The 17,400-nt window shown below is 63.5% G+C and carries 15 protein-coding genes; 10 read left to right on the forward strand and 5 right to left on the reverse strand.

Annotated features, from left to right (window positions below):
• The 3 genes from ACZ5WT_RS00895 to ACZ5WT_RS00905 form a co-directional block, all read right to left on the reverse strand.
• Positions 1-963 carry an ABC transporter permease gene (locus tag ACZ5WT_RS00895; RefSeq protein WP_464285504.1) on the reverse strand — a complete coding sequence of 321 codons (963 nt, stop codon included), beginning with the start codon at positions 961-963 and terminating at the stop codon, positions 1-3.
• 74 nt (positions 964-1,037) lie between these two features.
• Entirely contained in the window at positions 1,038-2,663 is a 1,626-nt protein-coding gene (locus tag ACZ5WT_RS00900) for an ABC transporter substrate-binding protein (protein WP_464285505.1), read from the reverse strand.
• A gap of 109 nt (positions 2,664-2,772) precedes the next feature.
• Complete coding sequence (locus tag ACZ5WT_RS00905) at positions 2,773-3,642, reverse strand: FCD domain-containing protein (RefSeq protein ID WP_464285506.1); 870 nt, start codon at positions 3,640-3,642, stop codon at positions 2,773-2,775.
• 219 nt (positions 3,643-3,861) lie between these two features.
• Between ACZ5WT_RS00905 and ACZ5WT_RS00910 the strand changes: the two genes are divergently transcribed.
• Genes ACZ5WT_RS00910 through ACZ5WT_RS00940 form a run of 7 tightly spaced genes read left to right on the forward strand, consistent with a single transcriptional unit; the run spans position 3,862 to position 11,059 of the window.
• Entirely contained in the window at positions 3,862-4,869 is a 1,008-nt protein-coding gene (locus ACZ5WT_RS00910) for a Gfo/Idh/MocA family protein (protein WP_464285507.1), read from the forward strand.
• A gap of 12 nt (positions 4,870-4,881) precedes the next feature.
• Positions 4,882-5,658, forward strand: a complete 777-nt coding sequence (locus ACZ5WT_RS00915) for an SDR family oxidoreductase (protein WP_464285508.1) — start codon at positions 4,882-4,884, stop codon at positions 5,656-5,658.
• A 5-nt stretch (positions 5,659-5,663) separates the two neighbouring features.
• On the forward strand, positions 5,664-6,626 hold the full coding sequence (locus ACZ5WT_RS00920) for a Gfo/Idh/MocA family protein (RefSeq protein ID WP_464285509.1): 963 nt from the start codon (positions 5,664-5,666) through the stop codon (positions 6,624-6,626).
• Between the two features lie 2 nt (positions 6,627-6,628).
• Positions 6,629-7,414 (forward strand): SDR family oxidoreductase, encoded by a 786-nt coding sequence (locus ACZ5WT_RS00925; protein WP_464285510.1) that lies wholly within the window; start codon positions 6,629-6,631, stop codon positions 7,412-7,414.
• Positions 7,415-7,433: 19 nt separating this feature from the next.
• The gene (locus tag ACZ5WT_RS00930; RefSeq protein ID WP_464285511.1) at positions 7,434-8,246 is read left to right on the forward strand and encodes an HpcH/HpaI aldolase family protein; all 813 of its coding nucleotides are present in this window, start codon (positions 7,434-7,436) and stop codon (positions 8,244-8,246) included.
• 12 nt (positions 8,247-8,258) lie between these two features.
• Positions 8,259-9,539, forward strand: coding sequence for an amino acid deaminase (locus tag ACZ5WT_RS00935; protein ID WP_464285512.1), 1,281 nt, complete (start codon positions 8,259-8,261; stop codon positions 9,537-9,539).
• 23 nt (positions 9,540-9,562) lie between these two features.
• Positions 9,563-11,059, forward strand: coding sequence for a M81 family metallopeptidase (locus ACZ5WT_RS00940; RefSeq protein WP_464285513.1), 1,497 nt, complete (start codon positions 9,563-9,565; stop codon positions 11,057-11,059).
• A gap of 98 nt (positions 11,060-11,157) precedes the next feature.
• Here ACZ5WT_RS00940 and ACZ5WT_RS00945 read toward each other — a convergent pair whose 3' ends face one another.
• Positions 11,158-11,931: a phytanoyl-CoA dioxygenase family protein gene (locus tag ACZ5WT_RS00945; RefSeq protein WP_464285514.1), complete on the reverse strand. Its 774-nt coding sequence runs from the start codon at positions 11,929-11,931 to the stop codon at positions 11,158-11,160.
• A gap of 158 nt (positions 11,932-12,089) precedes the next feature.
• Between ACZ5WT_RS00945 and ACZ5WT_RS00950 the strand changes: the two genes are divergently transcribed.
• From ACZ5WT_RS00950 to ACZ5WT_RS00960, 3 genes are read left to right on the forward strand one after another with little or no spacing between them, the layout of a single operon-like run.
• The gene (locus tag ACZ5WT_RS00950; protein WP_464285515.1) at positions 12,090-12,881 is read left to right on the forward strand and encodes a helix-turn-helix transcriptional regulator; all 792 of its coding nucleotides are present in this window, start codon (positions 12,090-12,092) and stop codon (positions 12,879-12,881) included.
• 7 nt (positions 12,882-12,888) lie between these two features.
• Positions 12,889-13,968: a sialidase family protein gene (locus ACZ5WT_RS00955; protein WP_464285516.1), complete on the forward strand. Its 1,080-nt coding sequence runs from the start codon at positions 12,889-12,891 to the stop codon at positions 13,966-13,968.
• A 43-nt stretch (positions 13,969-14,011) separates the two neighbouring features.
• Entirely contained in the window at positions 14,012-16,288 is a 2,277-nt protein-coding gene (locus tag ACZ5WT_RS00960) for an MFS transporter (RefSeq protein WP_464285517.1), read from the forward strand.
• Here the strand turns inward: ACZ5WT_RS00960 and ACZ5WT_RS00965 are convergent.
• Positions 16,285-17,400, reverse strand: coding sequence for a sialidase family protein (locus ACZ5WT_RS00965; protein WP_464285518.1), 1,116 nt, complete (start codon positions 17,398-17,400; stop codon positions 16,285-16,287). The genes ACZ5WT_RS00960 and ACZ5WT_RS00965 overlap by 4 nt on opposite strands.

Raw genomic sequence — 17,400 nt, forward strand, 5'->3', positions numbered from 1 at the left:
TCAGTCTCCCAGCCGGACGCGGGGGTCGATGACGGCGGTGAGCACGTCAACAATGAGGCTGGCGACGAGCACCGTCATCACCGAGAGCAGCGCGATGACCATGACCACGGGATAATCCTGCGAACGCACGGCCGAGATGAATTCGTTGCCGATGCCGGGCCACTGAAACACCTGCTCGATGATCACCGAGCCGCCGAGCAATACCGGCAGGCGGAAGCCGATCAGCACGACCACGGGCGTCAGTGCGACGCGAAATCCATGCAGCAGATTGACCCGCCATTCGGGAATGCCCTTGCTGCGGGCGGTCTTGATGAAATCCTTGCTGAGCGCATCGAGCATAGACGAGCGCGCATAGCGCATGACGCCAGCGGTCAGCATGATCGAGAGCACCGAGGCGGGCATGATCAAGTGCGGCAGCCGATCCCAGAAGGTGACATAGCCAGGCATCATGCGGCCACCGACCGGCAACCAGCCCAGATTGAGACCGAAGATCAGGATGGCGACGAGGCCGAAGAAGAATTCCGGCACGGAAACGCCGAGCATGCCGACGACGGTGAGCGCGCTGTCGGTCTTGCTGCCACGCTTGAGGGCGCTGACAATGCCCAGAATCGAGCCGAGCACTGTCGAGATCACAAGCGCCGCTACGGAAAGCTCCAGCGTTGCCGGCAGGCGGTCGGCCAGGATGCGCCCGATGGGAACGCCACCGCTCATCGAGTAGCCGAAATTGCCCTGCAGCAGGCTTGAGAGCCAGATCCAGAAGCGCACGATGAAGGGCTGTCCGAGGCCGAGGGCCTGCCGCAGCTCTTCAAGCTGGGCGGGATCCATGCCACCCAGTGCGTCCGGGTTGATCATGTGGGAGACGGCATCACCCGGGGTCAGTTCCAGTCCGAGATAGACGAGAAAACAGATCACCAGGGCCATGGGGATAAGGATCAGGACGCGCCTGATAATAAAGGTCAGCATGAATACCTCGCTGGCGCGGTCCGACATATGAGATGCCGCGCCTGTGGGCGCGGCATCTCGGTCTTACGGAGCGACTACTTTTCCGGATGCGGGAACTGGTTGATCCAGAGCATGCGCGTGTACGGAATATCGACCGGGATGACCTTCATGAAGCTGAGGGCCTCGAGGCCGGGCACGTCACCGGCCGCCTTGGTGTAGCCGAAGTCGGCCTTGCCGGCGGTGGCGTTGACCAGCAGGTTGCCGTCATTGTCGCCAGATGGGCGGGCAATGATCTGGTCGATCTTGGCGACGCCACCATGATAGGCGGGGAACGGCACCAGGGTGGTGTAGTCGTTCATGCGCACTTCATCGATCATGAACGGGCCCGAGCCGATCGGCTTCTGCCAATAGGGCGCCTGCTGGATCTGCACCAGGTCGATGCCTTCGAACTGGGCCTTGGGCAGCGGTGCGAACTGGCTGAAGCTCAGCAGCACGTTGGGATCGAGGCGAGCGAACTTGAGGTTGACGGTGTTGCCGTCCACCGAAATGCCGCTCACGCTGTCGGCGGTGCCGGCCTGGTAGGCCTCGGCGCCATCGATGGCCTTGAAAGTCGACATCAGGACCGGATGGGTGATCGGGAACTTCAGCGCCGCCTGGATGCTCCAGGCCAGGTCGTCGGCCGTGAGCGGGGTGCCGTCATGCCAGGTCAGGCCATCCTTGAGGGTGAAGCTGACGTCGAGGCCGTCGTCGCTGACCGAGTAGGCGTCAGCCAGCTCGCCGCCGATCGGCATCAGGTTGCCATCGGCTTCCAGAACGGTGTCGAACGCAAACTTGTTCTGCACCCAGATGCCCAGGTTCTGCCACGGCACTTCGAAGAACTGCGCCGGAGCGGCGTTGGTATACATGACATTCTTGCCGTCCGCGGTCGGATCGACAGTCCAGTTCTGCACGCCCCAGTTATAGTTGTACTGCTCGTTGCCGTAAGGCATGTCGTTGCGATGCAGACGGTTGCTCTCATAGGTATAGAGCTGCTGGTAGTACAGCGGGATCTGGTAGACGTTCTTGTTGATGATCCGTTCCATCGCGTGGTAGCCCTCGCGCTGGATTGCCGGGTCGGTCGTGCTGTTCACCTTGGCGACCAGCTCGTTCATCTCCGGAATATTGGGGATCATCGGCTTGAGGCCGGGCGCATAGCGGTTGAAATATTCCTGCAGCGCCAGCGCGGCGCGGGCGCCGTAGAGCATGTCCCAGCTGAAGGTGGACGGGCCGTTGACCATGTCCTTGGGCGGAACCGAGATCTGCGAACCGATATCGCCTTCCAGCATGCGATAGTTCATCGCGATACCGACATCGGCCAGATAGGCCTGCAGTGCGGCCATCAGGTCAGCAGTGGTCTGGTCGGCATAGTAGTAGACGACGTCCAGTTCGCGGCTGGCATCCCAACCCGCTTCAGCCAGCAGTTCGCGGGCCTTGTCGGGATTGTAGTCATAGCGCTCGAGATCATCGGGCTTGTTTGGACCGTCCGGCAGCAGGCCGACGGCGCGGATGGCTTTCCCCTCAAACAATGTTTCGACGATGGTATCCATGTCGATGGCATATGCGATGGCCTGACGAACGCGCGGATCCGAAAGCGGATTGCTGTTGATCGCCTGGGCCCAGGCACTTCCAATTGCAGTGGTCGACAGCAGCAGCGCCGTGCCGAGCATGAGCAACTTCTTCATTGTGTTCCCCTTTTTGCTTCATTGTTATTTTTCTAACGAAGTCCGCACCCCTCGCTGCGCGAACCCAGGATTTGCGCCATCGGCGCACCAGTCAGGCAGGCTTTCTCCTTTATCCGTTCGATGTTTGTGTAGGCGCGCGCGCCCCGGTCGGGCTCAGCGCGTTGTGGACGTAAACTGTGTAGTTGCGGGTCAGATGCCGGGTCAGCGCGGCGACGGCCGTGTCGGCATCCTTGGCCACGAGCGCCTGAACGATCACCTTATGCTCGTCATTGATGCGCCGGTTGTGGCCCTGCACATCGGCAGGCGCCGTACGCCCGCGCATCAGGCGATCGACGAAGGTATCGTGCAAGGCGACGAAAATCGGATTGCCTGGAATTTCGGCCAGGATGCGGTGGAACTGCACGTCGGCATTGCGGAAGCCGGCGATATCGTCGATCGCGGCGTCGCCAGCCTCGATGGCGGCGATCAGACGCGCAATCTGGGCCTGGGTTGCATGCTCGGCCGCGTAGCGAGCCATGCTGGTTTCCAGGAAGAGACGTCCCTGCTCCAGATGCGCCCTGCCCTCATTGTCGCGGAAGAAATAGCCCGCTGCCTCGGCGGCACTTGCCATGGCATGCGCCAGGTCGGGCACGAGAACGCGTGGCCGGTGCCCCTTGCGATGCGCGATCAGTTTCATCGCCTCAAGTGTGGTCACCGCGTCGCGCACGACGCTCCGGCCCACGCCAAACTGAACGCACAGATCGCGCTCCGAAGGGATCATGTCCCCCGGCTGGAGCAATCCCGAATGAATATCCTCCGCCAATCGCCGCGCGATTTCAGAACCGTCGACCGTCGCCACATCGCCCTCCCGCGAAATTGCAGCAACAGGCAACCACGATGCGTCGTTTGGTGTCAAATTTGCGATTTTTGGTTGACCAAAACTGTCAATTACCGGTCGATCGGCTGGCAGTTTGGGCAACACGTGCGCCGCAATGCTCATGGCTGGCTGTCCTCCCTGACAGTCAATTTTGCGCAGAACGGGATAAACCCGCTCGATAGCAGAATCGAATTCCCCTAATCATTCAGTTCCCGGACGTTTCTTCCCCAAAACGTTCGCTCACTGCTGTGTTGACACCCTAAGATATCTCATTAACATAACAACATACCTTTTTAAGGTGTCAAGCGGCAATCCGCAGGCAGCATGGAAGCGGGAGGGCTCATGCACAAAGTCTTGGTTATCGGTACCGGTGGTATCGGGAAGCGGCATCTCATCGGCTATTCGCAGACAGGCCGAGCGTCGCTTTCGGTGGTGGAGCCCGATATCGGCCGGCGCGCACAGGCCGCAGCCCAGTTCGACATCGTCGAGACTTTCGGCACGATCGAGGAAGCGGACCTGACCAAGTTTGACCTCGCCGTCATTTGCGCACCGGGCCATGTGCACGTGCCGATCATGCAGGCCTGCGCCAAGGCGCGCCTGCCCTTCATGGTGGAAAAGCCGCTATCGGTGACCATGGATGGCGTTGAGGCTGCGCTTGCCGCCGTGGCCGAGGCCGGCATTCTGGCGCGCGTCGGTTATATCCGCCGTATCGCCCCTGAAGTCCTTGCCCTGCGCGACCAGATCGCAGCGGGCAAGATCGGCGACCTGCGCCTCGCCTATCTCAATTCCAGCCAGGAATTCCCCAAATACCGCCCCGACTTCCAGCGCACCTACTATGCGCGGCCGGAAATGGGCGGTGGCGCGATCCTGGATGCCGCCAGCCACCTATTCGACCTGCTGATCTGGCTGATGGGCCGCCCCGTCTCGGTCGGTGCCATGTATGACCGGCTGGTGCTGCAGGGCACCGACACCGAGGACACCTGCCTCGTCAACATCCGCTTCGAAAGCGGCGCGATGGCCAATGTGACCATCAACCAGTTCCAGAAGCGCAATACCGGCCAGTTCGAATTCATCGGCACCGAAGGCAATCTCATGCTTGAGCACTCTGTGCTCCACTTCGGCAATACCGACGCCAAGGCCTGGGCCGAAAGTCACGATTACATGGATGGTCTGGTGCCAACCGAAGCCCATCAGGCGCGCTTCACCATCCAGGCCAATGCCATGCTCGATGCGCTGGAAGGCAAGCCCTGCCACCTGGCGACCCTCGAGGAAGCACGACAGAACCTGCAGGTGGCGCTCGCCGCCAAGCAGTCCTGGACCGACAAGTCCATCATCACCATTCCCGCCTAGCCGGAGCTCATCATGTTCGAACTGACTGGAAAAACCGTGCTCGTCGCTGGCGGCGCTGGTTTTCTGGGAACCCCAGTCTGCGAGGCGGTTGTGCGCCTGGGCGGCCGGGTTTTCATTGCCGATATCAACACCGAACGCCTGGAACAGTCACTGGCCACGGTCCGTGCCATTGCCGGTGCAGACAAGGCTGACGGCGCCCGCCTCGACATCGGCGACGAAGCCTCCATCACCGCGACTGTCGCCGCCTGCACGAAGGCCTTCGGCGCCTTTGACGGCCTCGTCAACGCCACCTTCGGCTCCACGGGCAAGCGTTTCGACGACCTGACCGCCGCCGATTTTGACCGCACCAATCAGATCAATCTCACCGGCTCGTTCCTGCTGGCCCGCGAGTCGGCGGCCCAGATGAAGGGGCCCGGCAGCATGGTCATGTATGCCTCGATGTATGGCGTCGTTGCGCCAAATCCGGCGAATTATCCCGGCGGCATGGCTCCCAACCCGATCGAATATGGCGCTGGCAAAGCCGGCATGATTCAGATGGTCCGCTATATGGCCGGCCATTTCGGGCCGCGCGGTATTCGGGTGAACGCCGTAGCGCCCGGCCCCTACCCCCATGCCGCCACTGTGGCCGGTTCTGCAGAGTTCAGCGACAACCTGCGCCGCGCCACCATGCTCGGCCGCCTGGGCGAGGCCCATGAAACGGCGGGGCCTGTGGCGTTCCTGCTGTCCGATGCGGCCAGCTACATCACTGGCCATGTCCTCAATGTCGACGGCGGCTGGACCGCGTGGTGAGTGTGATGACCCGTTTTCCCCTGGGCGATAAAGACCTGAAACTGGCCATGCTGGGCATGGTGGAGGGCAATGGCCATCCCTTCTCGTGGAGCATCATCTTCAACGGCAGCTACGATCCCGATGCTCTGGCGCAGTGCCCCTATCCCGCCATCAAGGACTATATCGGCAAGCAGCCGCCTTCGACGCTGGGCATTCCCGGCGCCAAGGTAACACACGTCTGGACCGACAATCCGGCTGACGCCGAGTCCGTGGCCGATGTCGCTAACATCCCCAATGTGGTGGCGCGCGCCGAAGACGTGATCGGCCATGTCGATGCTGTTCTGGTGGCGACCGACAAGGGCCATGAGCATGTCGAGCGCTGCCGCCCCTTTGTCGAGGCGGGAATCCCGATCTTCGTCGACAAGCCGCTTTGCACCAGCACCGAAGATCTCGCGACATTCTCCAGATGGGTTGCCGAGGACAAGGCGATCATCAGCTCGTCCGCCATGCGCTATTGCAAGGAATTCGAGCCCTACCACAACGGCGCCACCCACGAATTTGGACAGCTCCGCCATATCAGCATGACCATGGCCAAGAGCTGGGAAGCCTATGGCATCCACGCGCTTGAAGCGGTCTACCCCATAGTCGGCCCGGGCTTTGTCTCGGTTCAGAACATCGGCGATGACAGGACCAATATCGTCCACCTGCGCCATCGCAGCGGCGTCGAGATCACATTGTCGGTGATCTCAGACCTCTATGGCGGTTTCGGCCTGATGACGCTGGCCGGCACCCGCGCCAGCGCGCAGCTCAAGTTCTTCGACAACTACTATTCGTTCAAGAAGCAGCTCGAATCCTATGTCGGCTACCTGCGCACCGGCCTGCCTCCGGTGCCCTGGGCCGAAACGCAAGAACTCATGCAGCTCGTGATCGCCGGCCTTGAAAGCCGCGCTCAGGGCGGCGCCAAGATTTTCCTCAACGAGATCCAATAGCCATGCCGGTCCTCGATACATTTTCCCTCAAGGGCAAGATTGCCCTGGTCACCGGCGGCGCTGGCCTTTATGGGCGCCAGATCGTTGCCGCGCTGGCCGAAGCGGGCGCAACCACCTTCCTCGCCGCCCGCGACCAGACCAAGCTCGAAGCCGTGGCCGCCGAAGAGCGCGCCATGGGCCGCGACGTGACCGCCCTGACGCTCGATCTCTCATCGGACGCCTCGATTGAGGCCCTGCACAAGACGATCATCGAGCGCGCCGGCCGCTGCGACGTGCTGGTCAATAACGCGGTGACCCGCTCCGCCCTGTCGGGTTGGGGCCATGACCTCGATGCCTTCGACCAGAGCCTGCGCGTCAATGCTTCGGCGCTGTTCAAGATCACCCACCAGTTCGGCCAGACCATGCGCGCCCAGCGCTCGGGCTCGGTGATCAATATCGGCTCGATGATGGGCATGGTTGGCATTGAAATGGCCAATTACGAGGGCACCGACATGACCCCCGATCCCTCGCCGATCTACCACTACGAAAAAGGCGGCATGATCAATTTCACCCGTTGGGCCGCCAGCATCCTGGGCGCGGACAATGTGCGCGTGAATTGCCTCTCCCCGGGCGGCTTCTACAACGGGCAGCCGGCGCCCTTCGTCAAGAACTACAGCGACCGCACCCAGCTGGGGCGCATGGCAAACGACACCGACCTCAAGGGCGCCATCGTCTTCCTCGCCTCGGACGCTTCGACCTACGTCACCGGCGTCAACCTGCCGATCGACGGCGGCTACACGGCCAAATAGCACCTCTGGAAACACCATCATGACCGAAAATCAGGCCTACTCCGCGACCCCCGCCACCAAGTTTCGCATGCGCCCCAGCCGGGTCCTGCGCACCGTCGCCGCCGGCGGCGTGGCCAAGGTGCTCAAGCTCAACACCTATGATGCCAAGGTCGCCGAGATCTTCGCCCAGGCGCAGCCGGACGCCATCTGGCTGTGCATGGAGCACACCTCGGCCAATTACGAGCAGATCGAAAACCAGATCCGCGCCGCCAAGATCTATGACGTCGATGCCGTCGTCCGCGTCGGCCGCGGCAGCTACAGCGACTATATCCGCAGCTTCGAAATGGACGCCGCCGGCCTGATCGTGCCGCATGTGATGAGCGCCGACGACGCACGCGCCGTGCGCGACATGACCAAGTTCGCCCCGCTCGGCCGCCGCGCCGTCGATGGCGGCAACAATGACGCCCAGTTCACCCGCGTCGGCTTCCTCGACTATCTCGAAACAGCCAACAAGGAACGCTTCGTCTGCCACCAGATCGAAGACCCCGAAGCCCTCGACCAGATCGAAGCCATTGCCGAAATCGACGGCGTCGATTGCCTGTTCTTCGGTCCGGGCGACTACTCCGTCGCGCTCGGCATCCCCGGCCAGATTCAGGCACCGGAGGTGATCAAGGCGCGCGAACGCGTGTCCCAGGTGGCGCGCAAGCACGGCAAGATCGCCGCGACCGTCGCCGGCAAGGCCAACCTCAAGGACTACGTGTCCATGGGCTACAACATGATCAGCGTCGGTGCCGACGTGGTGGCGCTTGCCACCTATGCCGACGACATGATGGCCGCCTTCGACCAGATCTAGGGGCACCTCACGATGGACCTTTCCAGCATTCGGCAAACCGTTCTCGACGGTCGGACCAAGGGCATTCCGGGCACGGCCGAACCATTCGCCCTCGACAGGATTGCCGACCAGGGCTGGAACGTCCTCAACGAAGACATGCCCCTGCCCTTGCTCGTGCTCAAACGCTCTGCGCTTGATGCCAACGCCCGGATTTTCGGCCAGTATCTGGCCGAAAATGGCCTGTCGCTCGCCCCGCACGGCAAGACGACAATGAGCCCGCAGCTGTTCGCCGAGCAGCTCGCCAATGGCGCCTGGGGACTGACGGCGGCCACCGTCAACCAGTTGCAGGTCATGCGCCACTATGGCGTGCCGCGCGTAGTGCTCGCCAACCAGGTCCTGGGCAAGGCGCACCTGCACACCATTGCCGCCGAGATCAATGCCGCGCCGGATTTCACGCTCTTTTGCTTCGTCGATTCCGTCGCCCAACTGCGCAACATGGAACGCCACCTGCAAGGCGTGACCCTTGCGCAGCCGATCCGCCTGCTGATCGAGGTCGGCGCCGCTGGCGGCCGCACCGGTGTCCGCACCAAGGATCAGGCTGCCGCGCTGGCAACAGCCATCGCATCGGCAAATCCCAACCATTTCCACTTCGCCGGCGTCTCCGCCTTCGAAGGCGCGATACCGGGGATCGACAAGACCCCGTCGCTGGTTTCCGACTATGCCGATCTGGTGGTCGATATCGCACAGACCCTCCCCGCCGCGCTCTATTCGGGGCTGGACGAATTCGTGTTGAGCGGCGGCGGATCGGCCTATTTCGATCTCATCGCCGAGCGCTTCAAGACCATCGCTCTGACGGTGCCGGTGCGGATCCTGCTGCGCAGCGGCTGCTACATCACCAACGATCACGGCAGCTATCAAGCTGCCCAGAACGTGGCCAAGGCCGACCCCAGGCGCTCGTGGAAATCCGATCTGCAGCCAGCGCTCGAAGCCTGGGCCTATGTGCAATCGACGCCCGAACCGGGCCTGGCCTTCCTCAGCATGGGCAAGCGCGACATTCCCTATGACGCCGGCTTCCCGGTGCCGCTCCGGCTCTACCGTCCCGGCACCGGCTTCCTGCCGGTCGGGTCAGCCGAGATCTTCGCCACCAATGATCAGCACGCCTATGTGCGGCTGGGCGCTGGCACCGATTGGCAGGTCGGAGACATGGTGGTCTCGGGAATTTCCCATCCCTGCACTGCCTTCGACAAGTGGCGGTTCATTCCCGTGGTCAACGATGACTATGCGGTCATCGACGGTGCGCTGACCTTCTTCTGACGCTCCCCAACAAGGCGAATGCTGTGAGCAAGACTGTTCTTTTCGGGGGCCTCTTTCACGAGACCCACACCTTTCTCAGCCAGATCACCACGATCGCCGATTTCGAGGCGATGGCGCTTCATCGCGGTCAGGCAGCCATCGATGCCAATCTCGGCAACGCCTCGCCCAGCGACGGCTTTTTGAGCCACGCGCTGGCGCAAGGCTGGACCATCCGGCCCACCATCCAGATGGCCGCAATGCCCGGCGGCAAAGTCGCCGATGCCGCCGTGGCGCTGTTCCGGGAAGCCTTCTTTGCGGGTCTGGCCGAACACCTGCCCAAACTCGACGGCATTTATCTGGTGCTGCACGGCGCCATGGTGAGCCAAAGCAGCGACGATGTGGAAGGCGAACTGCTCGCCGATATCCGCGACGTTCTGCGCAAGGCCGGTCGCGATATCCCGGTAGTCGCCGTGCTGGATCTGCACGCCAACGTCTCCCAGACCATGGTGGACAACAGCACCGCCCTGCGCGCCTATCGTGAAAACCCGCACAGCGATGCGCGCGACGCCGCTGTCGCCGCGGCCGTTCTGCTCGGCGAGGCCATGGATGGCGTTGCCATGCAGCAGGTGCATCTGCCCACGCGCTACGTCTTGCCGCCTACCGGTGTCGGCTCCGCCAGCGACCCGATGAAGGCCATCCTGGCGGCCGCCCGTGCCATCGAGGCGCGCGATCCAGCCATGCTCAACATCAACGTCATGGCCGGATACGCTTATTCCGACATTGCCGACTGCGGCTTCAGCCTGAGTTGCGTCACCACCGGCGACACCGCGGCCGCGGCCAACTACCTGCACGGACTCGCCGCCCTGCTCGAAACCCACCTATCTTCGGCCTATCCGCGCGAAGACGATCTGGCCACCGCCCTGGCCCGTGCCGACGCCCTGCCTCCGGGAACCGGGCCGATCCTGCTGATCGAGGCAGCGGACAATATTGGCGGCGGCACGCCTGGCGATGCCACCGGCGTACTTGGTCCATTGTTGGCCGCGGGCCGGATGGGGGTGATGGCCGCCATCGCCGATGCCGACGCGGTTGCCGCCTGCCAAAAAGCCGGGCTCGACGGCACCGTCAGCATTGCGATTGGCGCCAAGACCGACGTCCATCACGGCGAGCCGATCCCATTCCGCGGAAGTGTCCGCAACCTGACCGACGGCCGTTTCGAACTCGAAAACCCCAAATCGCACCTGGCCTCGATGCTCGGCACCCACGCCGATATGGGGCCATGCGCAGTGGTCGAGAACGACCAGGCGATCATCCTGCTCTCAACCCGCAAGATGCCGCCCATGGATATCGGGCAATTGCATTCGCAGGGCCTGGCCCCGCGCGACGCCAGCTACATCGTGGTCAAGGCGGCGGTTTCGCATCGCGACGCCTATGACCCGATCGCGCGGGCCAGCTTCTATGTCGATAGCCCGGGCCTGTGCACCAGCAACCTCAAGCGCCTGCCCTACAGCAAGCTCAAGCACAAGATCATTGCCCTGAACTGAGGGCGGGAGCGGGGGCAATGGCGAAGCGCGAGGGGGAACGCGTCGGCAGAAAAACGAGGGGACGGCGGCCCATGGCACGCCGTCGCCCAGGGTTGCGATCAGATCTTGTTCGCGGCCCGCAGGTCGGCCTGCAGCTTGGCCTGGTAGGCGGCCTTCGCGACCTCATCAACCTTGGCACTCACGCCAAAATAAACAAAGCCCAGCGCCCGGCGCGCGCGTGTCTTGGAGCGGTTGGCGCCGGCCCAATGCACCGTCTTGGAGTGGTGCATCAGCAGGGTCCCGGCATCACCCGGAAACGCTGCGGTATTGGCCTTGTCGTTCTCGTTGCCGAAGTCGGTGATCCCTTGCGAGAATCCGAGGATTTCCGACCGGCCATGCGGACGATAGCCTTCGGCCAGATGCGATCCGGTCACGTAGTGGATGCAGCCGTTTTCCTCGTCGACAGGCTCCAGCGCCAGCCATCCGGTCACCGCCGCCGGCGGGTTGAAATGGAAGTAATAGCCATCCTGGTGCGGCGGCGTCGGCTTGCCGATACCGGCCGGCTTGTTGAAATATTCCAGGTTCACCGCCCGCACCGGCTCTCCCAGCGCCATCTCCGCCAGGTCACGGATTTCGGCGGCTTCCAGAAGCACCCGAAAATACTCGTCGTAGGCCTGCATGTTCTGCATTTGCTTGAGCGAGGTGCGGTCGGCCTTGTCCTCATAGAAGGCTTCCGCGTCACCCATTTTGGGCAGGGCTTCAACGAGGTAGCGGTCGAATTCCCGGTTGATCTCAGCCATCTTCGCAGCGTCGAAGAACGGACGGATGGCGATGTAGCCGTCGCGGTCGAAATCCTGCTTCAGGCTGCTCGGCTTTGCCATTGGTTGGCTCATGATGCGTCTCCCTTTGGGTTGGCCCCTCTCGGCCTGTCACCATCAAAAGCCAGCCCGGTCGGATCGTCTTGTGATCAGTACGACGCTGAACGAGGAAATCCGATTGCGCTGGCTACGCCGCCATGGCTCCGGTCGTGGAAACCTGCTGGTCTGGCAGCATGAGACAGGCCCCCGACCCACACTCCATCGCGCTCGGCGAACACCGCCTCGGCCGCTTCGACAGGCGCATGCCGATCGGGCCCGCGGAGTGGTCGTTTCATGACCTGCTCTGGATCCATGAAGGCAGTGTCCGCCTCACCTTTCCCGCGCTGGGCCAGACCATCAAACTGGTCGCGCCATCCGGTGTGCTGATCCTGCCTGGCACCGCCTTTTCCGGTGGCGCCACGGGCACCTTCGCCACCGCCTCGATCTGCCATTTCACCGCCCCTTCGCCGACCGGCCCCGGCTTTCTGGTGCCCAATGCCGGCGAGGCTCTCCACGTCCAGAACCTGCTGCGGCTCAGCCTTGAGCTGGCGCGTCACCCCACACCCGACGGCATCGCCCGCCGGCAACACCTGCTCGTGACCATCATGGACTGCTTCGGCGCGCCGCATGCCGACCGCGGGACATTTGCCTCACCGCAGGAAGAGCGCCTCGCCATGGCCTGGAGCCAGGCCGCAAAGACCCTGCACAAGATGCGCACGCTGAGCGACATCGCCTCGCTGATCGGCGTGCATGAAAGCGCGCTGCGCACTATGCACCGCAAGACCCACAAGACGTCAGCGGGCAATCACCTGCGCGAACTGCGCCTCAGCCGCGCCGAAGAACTGCTGGCCACCACCGGCTACACCATCGGCGAAATCGCCCGCCTCGTCGGCTACGGCCACGCCGAGACCCTGAACGCCGCCTTTCACAAGAGCCGTGGCCGCACGCCCGGACAATTCCGCCACTGGTCCAACCCCTTTGCTTGAGAAACCGATGCACCTGCTTGATGCCGTCACCATCTACGCCAATCCCGCCCCGCTGCTGGTCAGCCAGCAGGCCATGTTTCCCGGCGTGGTTCGCCTGAACGATGGCGAGCTGGTGGCGATGTTCTCCATCGGGCAGGCCTTTGACGCGGCCGACACGCGCGCCCATGTCTGCCGCAGCAGCGATGATGGCCAGACCTGGTCGGCGCCCGTCCCAATGCATGACGCCACCAACGCCCCTCTGGAATCGGAGAGCTTCAAGCCCCTGCTGCTGGCCGACGGCTCGCTGCTCGCCACCGGATACGTCTTCGTCCGCCCCGATGCGCTGACCCCGATCGTTGATCCCGAAACGCTCGCTGTCCTGCCCCTCCACAACAAACACGCCCGCTCCACCGATGGCGGACACACCTGGACCAGCCCGGCGCGATTCGAAGTGGAGGGCCGGGGGCTGGAACTGTCCGGCCCCTGCATCCAGCTGACTTCCGGCCGCATCATCGGCGCCGCGCCTCCCTTTCACCTCGGTACCGATGGCCATGCCGGCTGGATCATTGCCAGCGATGACAATGGCCACAGCTGGTTCAAGCTCTCCGAGTTCTTCGCCGCCCCAAATGGCAATGTCTCGGCCTGGGAGAGCCGCCTCTGCGAATACGCCCCCAACAAGGTGGCTGTAATGTTCTGGGCCTATGACAATCAGGCGGGCGTCAACCTCAACAACCACCTCGTGCTGTCGCAGGATGGCGGGCATTCATTCGGGCCGGCCATCGATACCGGCATTCGCGGACAGGCCTCAAATCTGCTCGCGCTCAATGCGCAGACGCTGCTGATCATTCACGCCCATCGCGAGCAGCCGGTCGGCCTGGTGGTGCGCCGGATCGGGCTCACCGGCGGCGGCATCGAAGTGCAGGAAACACTCGATCTGTTCTCCAACAACACCATGGCCAGCAATAGCGCCGACATCGCCCAGCAATTCGGCAGCCTAAAGTTCGGCCAGCCGTCCCTGCTTCCGCTTGGCGGCGGAGTATTCCTCGCCGCCCTGTGGCAGGTCGAGAATTGTCAGCACATTATCAAAGGCTTCCGCTTTACACTTTGACTTCACGCCGTCCCCCTGCGGGTCAGCAACGTCCGGATACAATATGACCAGCCTTGTCGAATCTGCGGTACAGCGCGGCGAATTGAGCGACTATGACAAGCTCAAGCGCATTCCGTTTCTCTACGGTTACTCCGTCCTGACTGCCACGGCGGTCATGTGTACCGTCGGGGCGCCCCTGGTGCTGTTTGCCGCCGAGCTGGGCGTCGACAAGGACCGCATCGGCCTGATTGGCGGCATCCTGCCCTTTTTCCAGGTGCTGGGCGTGGCGTTTCTGCCGGTGATCATGCGGTTCGGCGCCCGCAACGTGGCAGCATCGGCCCTGATCGCGCGCTATCTGTTCGTCCTGCTGTTCCTGATCGCCCCGGTCTTCGCCCATTCGCCCGATACCGTCTTCGCTTTGCTGTTCGGCGCCATGGCCGCCTATGGCCTCTGCCGCACGCTGTCCGAAGCGGCTGCAGTGCCGTGGTCGCAGGAGTTCATGCCAAAGCTGATCCGCGGACAGATCACCGGGCGGCTGGCCCTGGCCTATCTGCCCGTCGCGCTGATCGTGTCATTCCTGATCCAGCTCTGGCTGGATGGGCAGGAAGGTATTGAGCGGTTCTTCCCCGTGTTCCTCGTCGGCATCGTCATCGGGATCCTAGGGGCGCTGAGCCTGTACGGGCTGGGTGGCGGACGGCCGCGCCCGGATGCCCGTCGCGGGCTCGATTCCATCCGCGCCCTTGCCGACCCGATCCGAGACGGCAATTTCCGCGCCTTCCTCTACTCCTCGGGCACCCAGTATCTGGTGTTCTCGGCGCTCAACATCTTCCTCCTGCTGTTCTTCCGCGAGCGCCTCGGCATTTCGAGCGGCCAGCTGGTGCTGATGTCGGCGCTGATCCCTGTGGGCGGCGCTGCGGGTAGCATGGCAACGGGGTGGTTCGTCGACCGCTACGGCACCCGCGCCATCCGCGTCACCCTGCAAACCCTGCAGGTGCTGCTACTGCTGGCGCTCCCCCTCGCCCACCGGGACATGCCCGGGGTAGAATTTGCCGTGGGCGGCACCTTCTTCCTGCTCGGCGTGTTGCTCCAGGGCAGCATGGCCGCGGGCAATATCTACATGCTCAACTATGTTCCGCCCGAGCGTCGCGAAAGCTACATGGCCCTCGCCTATAGCAGCGACGGCATTTTCGGCGGCGGTCTGACCTTCCTCGCCGGCATCCTGCTGCAGCAGCTCGAAGCCAATGGCCTGGTCATCGGCACGGCAACTCTGGGCGGCTACGAAGTCTTCTTCATCATCTGCGCCCTGCTGATCGTCACCTCGGCCATCGCTTTCGCCACCCTCAAGGAAGATGGCGCCACCGGGGTCCGCGATTTCCTCGGCCAGTTCTATTCGGGCAATCCGCTGCGGGCGCTCTGGGGCATCAACCGTTTTGGCAGCCTGACCTCCGAGGAACGCCGCCGCGACCTGGCCTATGGCTTCGGCGGCATTGGCAGCACGCTGGCCAAGGAAGAACTCATTGCATCGCTCTCGGACCCGAGCTTTGATGTCCGGCACGAGGCCATCCGCGCCCTGGGCCGCCTGCCCTATAACCAGGCCGTGGTGAAAGCTCTCGAAGGCATGCTCGAATATGACGGCCTGATCGAGCTGCAATATGCCGCCCTCGACTCCCTGGGCCAGATCCGCGCCCACCATAGCGGACCCAGGATCGCGCGCTTCCTCGACGATCCCAATCCCCTGCTGCGCGCCCGCGCCATGCGCAGCCTCGGCGATATCCGCGACCAGAACTACCTGCGCCAGATCCGGGTGTCGCTCACCCGCGACAAGGAGGTCGATTGCCGCCTTGCCGCCGCATCGGCGCTGGGCAAGTTCCAGGACCGCGAGAGCCTGGGCAACCTGCTGCTGGTTTACCGCGAACAGGCCGCCGATGAGGCCAGCAGGGTTGGCGAGCCCCGCAGCAAGGTCGTGCTGCTGGCCATATCCAAGATCCTGGGCATTGAGGCGCGGTTCTCGCGCAATTGGCGGCGCGAAGAAAAGCTGGCCGGTTACCGCCTGCCCGAACTGTTGGCGCGGATTTCCGCCAGCCTGCCCCGCAACGGCGGCGCAGCCGTCGAGCAGCGGCGGCGCGACCTGCTCAAGGCCGCCAGCGATCTGGGGACGGGCAGCACGCAAGCCAGCTTCGAAGCGCTGCTGGCGCTCCGGCCCGATATTGCCGCGCGCAACTCGGCCGATGCCGCCCTGGTTCTGGCAATGCTCGATGCCACCGCCGACATCCATGAGCCGCACCGGGCCCTGATGATCCTGCTTTGCGTCGCGATGGAGGCTGTATTGCGGGACGCCTAGGGGCGCAGGCGCGACCAGTGCAGGTCCATGTGCTCGGCCGTCCCGGCATAATAGACCACCAGCACATCACCATCGGGCAAGGCCACCGCTGACGGCAGGCCGAAGCTCCATACGTCCATTTCGGCCAGCGCTTCGCCCGTATCGGCCCCGGCGGTTTCACTACTGCCGTGGTCATAGACCACGACTTCGCTGGCGGGGTCGAATGCCGAACCCACGCTATCGGCAAGCCGTGCCCGGATCGCGCTGGAGCCGAACCGGTCAACCCATGCCAGCACCACCCTGCCATCGGGCAGGATGGCCGGGATCGCCGCCTGATCGGCAAAGCCGATATCCTCGGCCGCGGTCCAGTTCAGTCCATGATCCGTGCTGATCCGGCGATGGATGTTGCGATAAACACTCTCCTGCCGGTCATAGGTCCAGGCGAAACTGGCCAGCGTTCCATCCGGCGCAACGCCGCTGCGCAGGTCCCAGTTGAAGATGCGGCCACTCACATCCTGCGCCACCGTCACCGGCTCCGACCAGGTAAGCCCGAGATCGGACGAATAAAGGAATACCGCCCGCTGCTCCCAGGGAGAGGTGTCGCCATAGTCCTTGTTGGTCTCGATGCTCATGGCCAGCCGGCCATCGCCCAGTCGCAGGATTGGCGCGGTAAGGCTCGGCGGGCCCAGTTCGGCGGGCATTTCGACCTGCCGCCATGCCGACCAGCTGGCCCCGCCATCGCTGGAATTGGCCAGCATGATGGCCATGGGCAGGCAGCCCTCGGTCTCGGCATTGAACAGCGGCTGGCCGGGATAGCTGGACCGGTCGATCCACATGGCCGCCGCGAGGATTTGCCCCGGTGCCATCTCGGTGAGATAGCAGATCTTGAGCGTGCCCCACTGCCCGCCAACCAGCGGCGGCTCAGCAAAGCCGGGCTGGTCGCGCCAACTATCTCCGCCATCGCGTGAACGCGAAAGCTCCAGCCGGTCATCATCGCCGTCCTTGCGGCTGCCGGCACGGCCGGTTGCCAACAGATCGCCATTGCTCAGCGCAACGACACTGGGAAAGGTGAGGCACGCCCGGCGTGTCCCCGGAACTGCCTGTCGCAGCAAGCCAGAACGGACGATTTTCAT

Source organism: Devosia sp. T2-14, from assembly GCF_055397495.1.

Coding starts and splice junctions, on each gene's coding strand:
- ACZ5WT_RS00915 (WP_464285508.1), top strand. CDS start 4,882: ATGTTCGAACTGACTGGAAAAACCGTGCTCGTCGCTGGCGGCGCTGGT.
- ACZ5WT_RS00910 (WP_464285507.1), top strand. CDS start 3,862: ATGCACAAAGTCTTGGTTATCGGTACCGGTGGTATCGGGAAGCGGCAT.
- ACZ5WT_RS00935 (WP_464285512.1), top strand. CDS start 8,259: ATGGACCTTTCCAGCATTCGGCAAACCGTTCTCGACGGTCGGACCAAG.
- ACZ5WT_RS00920 (WP_464285509.1), top strand. CDS start 5,664: ATGACCCGTTTTCCCCTGGGCGATAAAGACCTGAAACTGGCCATGCTG.
- ACZ5WT_RS00960 (WP_464285517.1), top strand. CDS start 14,012: ATGACCAGCCTTGTCGAATCTGCGGTACAGCGCGGCGAATTGAGCGAC.
- ACZ5WT_RS00955 (WP_464285516.1), top strand. CDS start 12,889: ATGCACCTGCTTGATGCCGTCACCATCTACGCCAATCCCGCCCCGCTG.
- ACZ5WT_RS00895 (WP_464285504.1), bottom strand. CDS start 963: ATGCTGACCTTTATTATCAGGCGCGTCCTGATCCTTATCCCCATGGCC.
- ACZ5WT_RS00950 (WP_464285515.1), top strand. CDS start 12,090: ATGAGACAGGCCCCCGACCCACACTCCATCGCGCTCGGCGAACACCGC.
- ACZ5WT_RS00945 (WP_464285514.1), bottom strand. CDS start 11,931: ATGAGCCAACCAATGGCAAAGCCGAGCAGCCTGAAGCAGGATTTCGAC.
- ACZ5WT_RS00965 (WP_464285518.1), bottom strand. CDS start 17,400: ATGAAAATCGTCCGTTCTGGCTTGCTGCGACAGGCAGTTCCGGGGACA.
- ACZ5WT_RS00930 (WP_464285511.1), top strand. CDS start 7,434: ATGACCGAAAATCAGGCCTACTCCGCGACCCCCGCCACCAAGTTTCGC.
- ACZ5WT_RS00925 (WP_464285510.1), top strand. CDS start 6,629: ATGCCGGTCCTCGATACATTTTCCCTCAAGGGCAAGATTGCCCTGGTC.
- ACZ5WT_RS00905 (WP_464285506.1), bottom strand. CDS start 3,642: ATGAGCATTGCGGCGCACGTGTTGCCCAAACTGCCAGCCGATCGACCG.
- ACZ5WT_RS00900 (WP_464285505.1), bottom strand. CDS start 2,663: ATGAAGAAGTTGCTCATGCTCGGCACGGCGCTGCTGCTGTCGACCACT.